Here is an 8,495-nt window from a genome sequence, read left to right as displayed (position 1 = left end):
CCGACGCGCTCGCCGGTCGTGGGGGGGTCCGTGCGCCCTCGGCGGCCGAGGCGGCGGCCGCGAGCCCGCTGGTGCTGCTGTGTGTGACCGACTACGCGGCGGTCGAGGCGGTACTCGATGCCGTTTCGGACGCGATCGCGGGCCGCACGCTCGTGTCGCTCACCACCGGTTCACCCCAGGAAACGCGCCGTGCTGCCGACAGGGCCGGGCAGGCGGGTGCCGCGTATCTCGACGGTGGGGTCCAGACCGCCCCGGAGGACCTCGGGAGCGACGCCGCGATGCTGCTCTACAGCGGCCCCCGAGCCACCTTCGACGAGCACCGCGCCACGCTCGGGACGCTCGGTTCGGCGCGGTATCTCGGAGCCGATCCCGCCGCCGCGGCCGTGCAGGACCTCACCCTGTTCGGACTCTGGTACGACACGCAGGTCGCCTATCTGCGTGCCCTGGAAACCGTCCGCTCGACCGGTATCGACGTCGAGGACTTCGCCGCCTTGGCCGCCGGACCGCTGGGCCACGTCGTGGACGCCACCGCCGCCACCGCACACGAGGTCAAGACCGGTTCGTTCCCGCGGGGGCCCGCCGACCTGACCGAGCACGAACCCGTGCTCGAACGGCTCGTCGAGCTGCGGGCCAACCAGAATCTCGGCAACGGTGCCCTCGACCACGTTCACCGCCTCGTCCGGCGACGCATCGAATCGGGTCACGGCCACGAAGGGCTCACCACCATCATCGACTGAGGCGCGAATCCCCCGTCGGCGACGGTGGTTCCGGACCGTCCGGGACGAGTACGGGTGGTCGGCAAGGGCGGTATCGGCGCCCCACTGTCGCCGCTCGGCCCGGTCGTGCGCCCGTCCCGAGTGTTCACGGCTCCGCCGACGCGAGCTCGACGGAGCCGAACCGCGCGAGGTAGTGCCACACACGCTTGAGCGCCTGCCCGTCGTGGTGTCCGGTCCGGGAGGCGTCGCCGATGATGCGGGGGTTCAGACGGCCGGCCCGTGCCAGGGACTCGCCGAGGCGCACGAACTCGGGACCCCCGTAGTCGGGGTGTGCGCGCAGTGCGGTGGTGGTCAGCGTGAAACCACCGTGCCATTCGACCGGGCACGCCAGCCGGTTCGCCGCGGTCTCCGTCGGGGTCCCGTGATAGCAGGGGTCGAGCATCAGTGCCTCGGCGTCCCGGCTGAGGTCGACCACACCGTGCACATGGGCCTCGACGTAGTCGTCGAGCGGATCCCTGTCGTCGTCCTCGGCCAGCGTAATCAGCGTCGAGAGCCGCGACGCGACTCCGAAGTGCCGTGGCGCGAACACACTGTCCGGATAGCAGAACGTGGTGCGGGCCAGGGTATGGCGGGCCAGGCGCAGATACGCCGAGCCGAACCGGGGTGAGCCGCCGAGCAGGCGGCGACGGTGGTTCAGCGAACCGTACTTCGGCCGGTCGGCGGCCGACGCTTCGTCGTAAACTCCGGCGAAGATCCGGCTCTCCCACCTCCAGCGGTCACCGCCGGGGTGCGCGGTCAGTCCCCCGTTGCCCGTCCCGGTCTCGAACTGGGACCGGTACACGCCGTCGTCGGCCATACGCTCCAGAACCGGCACCCCGGTCACCAGACGGTCGGGATGGAAGTGCAGCGTCACCCGCAACGACGGCTCCACCGGCCCACCGGTGGCCAGCGACGCCACGTGGGAAAGGGCACGGTCCACGAGATCGGACATGGCCCAGAGTATCGAAAACCGGGATGCCGTGTCCCGACGCACGCGGCGACGGAGCCGGTCACCGTGCTCAGCGGGCGTCCTCGCGGACGACGGACGGGTCACCCCCGGGCGGCGAGGAAGCGTTCGCGGGCGTCGGCGAGGTCGACCATCGGTTCCGGGTAGTCGAGACCGGAGCGGACCCTGTCCGACAGGGTCCACGGACGGTGCACCTCGGGGCCGGTGATTTCGGCCAGTTCGGGCAGGTGGCGCCGCACGTAAGCGCCGTCGGGGTCGTAGCGCTCGGCCTGGCGCAGCGGGTTGAGCACCCGATTCGGACGGCTGTCGGTGCCGGTGCCCGCGACCCACTGCCAGTTCATCTGGTTGTTCGCGAGGTCGCCGTCGAGCAGATACCGCAGGAAATGCCGGGCCCCCGCGCGCCAGTCGAGGTAGAGGGTCTTGGTGAGGAAACTCGCCGTGATCAGTCGGGCGCGGTTGTGCATCCACCCCTCCCGCAGCAACTGTCGCATACCCGCGTCCACGATCGGGAAGCCGGTGCGGCCCTCCTGCCACGCGTGCAGTTCCGCGGGGATGTCACGCCACCGGTCGCCGTGCGGTCGGTAGTCCTCGTACGCGCACGCCGGGCGGGCGGCCAGCACCTGGTGGTGGAAGTCCCGCCAGGCGAGCTGTCGGGTGAACTCCCGCGCACCGGGCGTGCGGGAGCCGACCCGGTGCGCCACCTCGATGGCGGACAGCGTTCCCAGATGCAGATGGGGTGACAGGTGCGAGGTTCGGTCCCCGGGCAGGTCGTCGTGGCTCTCGGCGTAGTCTTCGACCGGGCCGTCCGCCCATACCGTGAGGGCTTCCCGGGCGGCCTGTTCTCCGCCGTCTACGGCTTCGGCGGTGACCTCGGCCGAACTGAACGCCTCCGGCGCCGGAAGATCGCCGGGGGAGAGGTGACCGGGCAGCCGCACCCGCTCCGGCGGTGCCAGCACCGGACGGAGGGGCGTCTCCTGCCACCGTCGAAGGTACGGGGTGAACACGGCGAAGTGATCCTTGCGCCCCGACGGGCTCAGGCGTGCCGGGGCGATCGCGGTGGTCGACTCGGTGTGCGCGTGTACCCGGGCGCCGCTCTCGTCGAGTTCGGCGCGTAACCGTCGGAGCCTGCGCTGCGCGTGGCCGCTGACGTCGTCGGCGACGTGCACGTCGCGGATCCCGTACTCGTCGACCAGGCTGCGCACCCGGCGCACCGGGTCGCCGGTGCGGGTCACCAACCGTCCGCCCCGTTCACGCAGCCCGGCGTCGAGGTCGGCCAGGCACCGGGCGAGGAACGCCGCCCGATTGCCTCCGGGGTAGCCACCGGCGACGATCCGACTGTCCACGACGAACAGTGGGATCACGCGGTCGGCCTCGTCCACGGCGGCACGCAACGCAGGGTTGTCGTGCACCCGCAAATCCCGCGTAAACAGCACGAGAGAGACACACATCGCCAGGATTACCCGCATGACCGGGCGGCCATTCCGGTCCGGCCCCACCTGCCCCGACATGATCTCACCAGGCCATCGCGATCACGCCGGGCCGCTCGCCGTGTCAACCGGGGGAGACTCCCGCGTCCCCTGGGCCGTCGTGACCCGACCTTGCCTCGTCGGTGTCGTGTGGGCGGGGCGTCGTGGCAGATCCGCGCCGTGGAAAATGCCTCACCCTCCGGATCGGCGAACACGGTCGACCGTGAGAACGCAGCGGGGCTTCGGGGGTGCCCGGGGCGCACCGGAGGAGGACGTCCCGGGTGCGCGCGATCCGAGGGGATCAGGAGCGAGCGAGCACGGCGACACCGATGATGGCGTGCAGAGTCACCGGGGACGTTCGCTCACGATCGCCCCCGGGCTTTTCCCGCGATCCGCTGCCTGCCATGGCTGCCAGCGGTCGCGCGTACTGGCCGGTACCCGATGTCACGTTCTCGGAGGCCCAGCTCACGGCGGCCCGGGACGTACTGCAGCGGGACCTGGGTGGCTCGTGCCGGATCGGACTCGCGTTCGTCGGGGGGAGTCTCGCCGCGGGGCTCGGGCATATCACCTCTCCCGTGGATCTGGGGGTCGTCGGGACACTGCCCGCGGTGGACGGTCGGGTCGTCGACCGCGGTGGCGTGGCGGTGCGGGTCCGAGTGGTCCGGTCCAGTGCGGCGCACGAACTCATCGGTCTGGCGCAGAAGCTTCCGGTTGAGCGACCCGCGGCACCCGCACGCCGAGGTGTCCTGGGAGGATCTGCGGGCACTGGTCAACCTGGCCACGGGACGGGTGCTAGGCGACACCGCCCTCTTCCAGCGCGGCGCGCAGTGCGCGGGCCGGGGTGGTGGTGCCGGCCCCACGACCGGGTCGTCCGCGGCCCCGAAGGTAGGGACCCAGCCCGTGCCGCACGGCGATCGACACGATGCGGGCGGACCTCCGGGCACGGGCGGCCCGGGTGCGTCCGGAGCGGAGCCAGTCCAGTGGACCGCCGAGTGAACCGGAGGGCACGAGTGCCTCGGCGACGGCGAGGAAGCCGGTGGCGATGAGAACGCCGACGCCGAGCTGGAGGCTGAGCTGGACGGCGAGGTGTCCGTCCAGGTGCACCGACGTGCCGAACAACGACTCGGCCAACACGCCGATCGCGCCCGCCAGCACGGTGCGCAGCAGGCCGACCCGCAACCCCAGCAGGCGCCGTGCCGCCAGCGCGAGCAGGGACACCAACACCACGGTGCCGACCACGAACAACGGGATCCACACGGTCGTGCTCACAGTTCCGCCTCACAACCGGGCCTCGGGTGACTCCGCGGCGACGTCGCGTCCTCAACCGTTCGGCGTCACCGCCGCTGTCCGGATCGCACGCAGCCATTCGCGCCGGATCAGTCCGCCGGGCAGCCTGATCAGCCGCCAGTATCGGGTGAAGGCACGGAGCAAATCCGGGTTGGTGACCGCGACCCGCGTCTCGGTGCCGAGGACACCCCCGGCGTGCCGGAAGTTGAACGCCACGCGGTAGTGACCGGGTTCGGTGAACGCGACGAACGCCGCGCACGGATCGGGGTCGAGTGAACGGGCCCGCCCTCCGCGCCGTACGGGGGCGACGGCGCCGACGACCAGTTCGTCCGGACCGCGGTGCAGCACGCGGAACCCTCCCGCGGTCATCCGGTCCAGGAACGGGGCCCGGCCGTGCGGTGGCCGGCGGCTCGCCGGGGACAGGGCGCTCAGTGCACGCAGGACCGGGAGGTCTTTCCAGGTCATCGACTCGACGGCGGCCAGCACGTCCTCGGTCGGGGCGCCAACGCGCAGTTCGTGCCGCTCGCGGTGGTCCCAGCGCGGCAGGATGTCGTCCAGCAGCACAGCCGCCCGCCTCAGGTCCGGGGCGTGTGGCGCCGGTCGGTGTGGAAGGTCCACGCGGCGAGTACGAAGAGTACACCCCCGAGGAACCACCATGGTTCGAAGACGAAGAAGCTGATCCGCTCGGCCTCGGTGTCCGGGACCTCCACCACGCCCGACAGCATGCCGAGGTCGGCCACGATCGTGCCCGCGGCGTGGACGATCGCGAACACACCGGTCAACGCGGTCAACGCGGTGACGGTGCGGGGTCTGCGGCGTCCCGCCGGGCGTACCAACGCGAGCGCCAGCGCGGCGCCTGCCAGGCACAGTGGTACCGCGATGATGTCGATCACCAACAGCGCGGTGTGCTCGTCGACGGAGAACCCGGCGGGCATCGCGAACGTGCCCCCTACGGCCCAGTAGACATGCACCCCGGCGAAGACCACCATCCACACGCAGCACAGGCCGGCCAGCCAGCGCAGTCGTGTCGAGGGTGTCCCGAGGCGTCCGGCCGACCGTGCGGGGGACGGTGTCTGGTTCATCCGTTCTCCTGTTCCGGGCGGCGGGTGCGCCCGCCCGAGCAGGATAGAGCCCGCCGCCACGGGCGAATTACCGTCGCTGCCGGTTTCTGCACGGGACGCGGGTGCGGAACGCACACGGTCTCCGGTGCGGGGGTCAACTGCTGATCGCGCGCAGCCCGGAGAGGCGCGGGGAACCGGACAAGGTCCCTACCTGTAGGCGAACCGATGGTGACCGCGAGCCCGGGTTCCCGGTTCTTTTGCCGGCCACAGTGTGGCTGGCACAGTGACCCGGACGACACCCGGGTGACGTGCCGCCGTCGGTGTCCGACGTGGCACGTTTCTCACCGGTCGGTCCGTGGCCTCCGCAGGACGCGCGCCCCACGGGCCGCCGCACGAAGGAAGGGAAACCACCACCATGGCCGCCAAGCCCTTCGCCTCCTCGGCAGATCTCGGTGCGAAGACCGAGACGCTCGACGTTCTCGCGGACGGCGTCTACGCGCTCACCGCCGAGGGCGATCCGAACGTGGGCGCGATCGAGGGCGAGGACTTCCTGATCGCCTTCGAGGCGCGCGCCACCCCGGTCGCCGCGCGGGACTGGTTGCGGCGACTGCGCGAGCACACCGACAAGCCGGTCAGGTATCTCGTGTTGTCGCATTACCACGCCGTCCGCGTGCTCGGGGCGTCCGCGTTCGACGCGGACGCGGTCATCACGCACGAGACCACCCGCGAGCTCATCGAGGAACGCGGCCGCGAGGACTGGGACAGCGAACTCGGCCGGATGCCGCGGCTGTTCCGCGAGCCCGACTCGATCCCCGGCCTCACCCGGCCCGATCTCACCTTCACCGACGGCATGCGCCTCGACCTCGGCGGCGACCGGGGCGAGCTGATCCTGCGGTACTGCGGCCGCGGGCACACCGCGGGTGACCTCGTCGCCTGGCTGCCACGGCAGAAGATCCTCTTCGCCGGGGACCTGGTCGAGGCGGAGGCCGCGCTGTACACCGGCGACGCCTTCCACACGGAGTGGTCGACCGGGACGCTCGACCGGGTCAAGGAGTTCGGGGCCGAGACGCTCGTCGGGGGCCGCGGCGCGGTGTCGCGCGGCAGAGCGGCCGTGGACGCCGCGATCGAGCAGACCCGTTCGTTCCTGCTCGGCATGCGGGAGCAGGTCGGCGCCGTGCACGCCCGCGGGGGAACGCTGAAGGAGGCGTTCGACGCCACCCACGCGGCGCTCGCCCCGACGTTCGGGGCGTGGCCGATCTTCGAGCACTGCCTGCCGTTCAACGTGCAGCGGCTCTGGGACGAGCTGGACGGCATCGAGTGGCCACGGATCTGGACCGCCGGGCGCGACCGCGAGGTCTGGGCCGCGTTGCAGGGGTGAGCGCGATGGACTCCCTCCCCCCGTACAGCGGACCACCGGTGGCGGTGGTGGGCAACGGTCCCGTCGGCCAGACGACCGCCCTGCTGCTCGCCCGCCGGGGCATCCCGGTGGTGCTGCTCGACGCCCGGCGGGAACGCGACGCGGTCGGGTCGAAGGCCATCTGCCAGCAGCGCGACGTCCTCGACATCTGGGCCTCGGTGGGCGCCGGGCGGATCGCCGAGGAGGGTCTCACCTGGGACACCGCGCGCACCTTCCACCGGGACCGCGAACTGTTCTCCTGGTCGTTCACCGACCGCGGCCACTCGCCGCTGCCGCCGTTCGTCAACCTCAGCCAGTGCCGCTCCGAACAGGTCCTCGACGAGGCCATCGCGGCCGAGCCGCGCATCGACGTCCGCTGGGGCCACGACGTCACGGCGATCGGGCAGGACGACCGCACGGTGGTGCTGACCTGTGCCACCGCCGCCGGGGAGGTGCGGGTCGACGCGGCGTACGCGGTCGCGGCGGCCGGTGCCCGCGGGGACCGGATCCGGGGCCTGCTCGGTGTCGACTTCGCCGGGCACTCCTTCGACGACCGGTTCCTGATCTGCGACATCCGCGCCGACCTGCCCGGGTGGGAGACCGAGCGCCGCTTCCACTTCGATCCGGAGTGGAACCCGGGGCGCCAGGTGCTGATCCACCCCTGCCCGGACTCGACCTTCCGGATCGACTGGCAGGTCCCGGCCGATTTCGACCTCGACGCCGAGGAAGCCGACGGCCGACTCGACGCGCGCATCCGGGCGATCATCGGCGACCGTGACCACGAGGTCGTGTGGAGGTCGGTCTACCGGTTCCACACCCGCTGTGTCGACCGGATGCGGGTCGGGCGGGTGCTGCTGGCCGGGGACTGCGCCCATCTGGTGGCCCCGTTCGGCGCCCGCGGGCTGAACTCGGGGGTCGCCGACGCGGAGAACGCGGCGTGGAAGCTCGCCTTCGTGCTGCACGGCTGGGCCCCGGAGACGCTGCTGGACAGCTACCACCACGAGCGCTCCGCCGCGGCGCGCGAGAACCTCGCCGTCACCAGCGACACCATGCGCTTCCTCGTGCCGCGGACCGGGGACGAGCGGCGCGCCCGCGAACGGCTGCTGGAACGGGCGCGCGACGACGCCGAGGCGCGGGCACGGGTCGATTCCGGCAGGTTCGCCGAACCGTACTGGTACGTCGACTCCCCATTGACCACCGCCGACCCGCACCGTCCGTTCGGCGGCCGCCCGCCGCGGGGGGAGATGCCGACGGTGGTTCCCGGCGTCCTGATCCCGGACGCGCCGGTCGCGGTCGACGAGCGGCCCGGCATCACCCGGCTGCGCGAGCTGGTCCGCGACGGGTTGCTGGCGCTGACCACCACGGGCGTGGACACCGCCGAGGTCGCGAGGGTGCTGGCGGCGAACACCGCAGGGCCCCGGCGGGTGCTCCGGCTGGCCGACATCGACGAACACGGCACGCTCACCACCGCGCTGTCGGCCCGGCCGGGTGAGACGTGGCTGGTGCGCCCCGACGGGCACATCGCCGCCGTGGTGCCGTCCGGCTCGGCGGACGCCCTCGCCT

The 8,495-nt window shown here is 72.1% G+C and carries 8 protein-coding genes; 3 read left to right on the top strand and 5 right to left on the bottom strand.

The window, feature by feature from the left end; genetic code table 11:
* On the top strand, positions 1–737 hold a 737-nt coding region (locus SACHA_RS22150), incomplete at its 5' end, for an imine reductase family protein (RefSeq protein ID WP_019810773.1).
* 124 nt (positions 738–861) lie between these two features.
* Here the strand turns inward: SACHA_RS22150 and SACHA_RS0113875 are convergent.
* The 5 genes from SACHA_RS0113875 to SACHA_RS22145 form a co-directional block, all read right to left on the bottom strand.
* Complete coding sequence (locus SACHA_RS0113875) at positions 862–1,707, bottom strand: DUF3626 domain-containing protein (RefSeq protein WP_019810771.1); 846 nt, start codon at positions 1,705–1,707, stop codon at positions 862–864.
* Positions 1,708–1,805: 98 nt separating this feature from the next.
* On the bottom strand, positions 1,806–3,170 hold the full coding sequence (locus tag SACHA_RS0113870) for a cryptochrome/photolyase family protein (RefSeq protein ID WP_028663174.1): 1,365 nt from the start codon (positions 3,168–3,170) through the stop codon (positions 1,806–1,808).
* 810 nt (positions 3,171–3,980) lie between these two features.
* Positions 3,981–4,457: a hypothetical protein gene (locus SACHA_RS0113865; RefSeq protein WP_019810767.1), complete on the bottom strand. Its 477-nt coding sequence runs from the start codon at positions 4,455–4,457 to the stop codon at positions 3,981–3,983.
* Between the two features lie 51 nt (positions 4,458–4,508).
* Complete coding sequence (locus SACHA_RS0113860; RefSeq protein WP_019810765.1) at positions 4,509–5,039, bottom strand: hypothetical protein; 531 nt, start codon at positions 5,037–5,039, stop codon at positions 4,509–4,511.
* Between the two features lie 11 nt (positions 5,040–5,050).
* On the bottom strand, positions 5,051–5,557 hold the full coding sequence (locus tag SACHA_RS22145) for a DUF3995 domain-containing protein (RefSeq protein ID WP_019810764.1): 507 nt from the start codon (positions 5,555–5,557) through the stop codon (positions 5,051–5,053).
* A 394-nt stretch (positions 5,558–5,951) separates the two neighbouring features.
* Between SACHA_RS22145 and SACHA_RS0113850 the strand changes: the two genes are divergently transcribed.
* Together SACHA_RS0113850 and SACHA_RS22140 are read left to right on the top strand one after the other, a co-directional pair.
* Positions 5,952–6,914 carry an MBL fold metallo-hydrolase gene (locus SACHA_RS0113850; RefSeq protein ID WP_019810763.1) on the top strand — a complete coding sequence of 321 codons (963 nt, stop codon included), beginning with the start codon at positions 5,952–5,954 and terminating at the stop codon, positions 6,912–6,914.
* A gap of 5 nt (positions 6,915–6,919) precedes the next feature.
* On the top strand, positions 6,920–8,495 hold a 1,576-nt coding region (locus SACHA_RS22140), incomplete at its 3' end, for an FAD-dependent monooxygenase (RefSeq protein ID WP_083935856.1).

The sequence above is a fragment of the Saccharomonospora halophila 8 genome (assembly GCF_000383775.1).
Taxonomy (GTDB): domain Bacteria; phylum Actinomycetota; class Actinomycetes; order Mycobacteriales; family Pseudonocardiaceae; genus Saccharomonospora; species Saccharomonospora halophila.
Note: the sequence above shows the minus strand (reverse complement) of the source record. Positions and strands in the feature narration are given on the sequence as shown.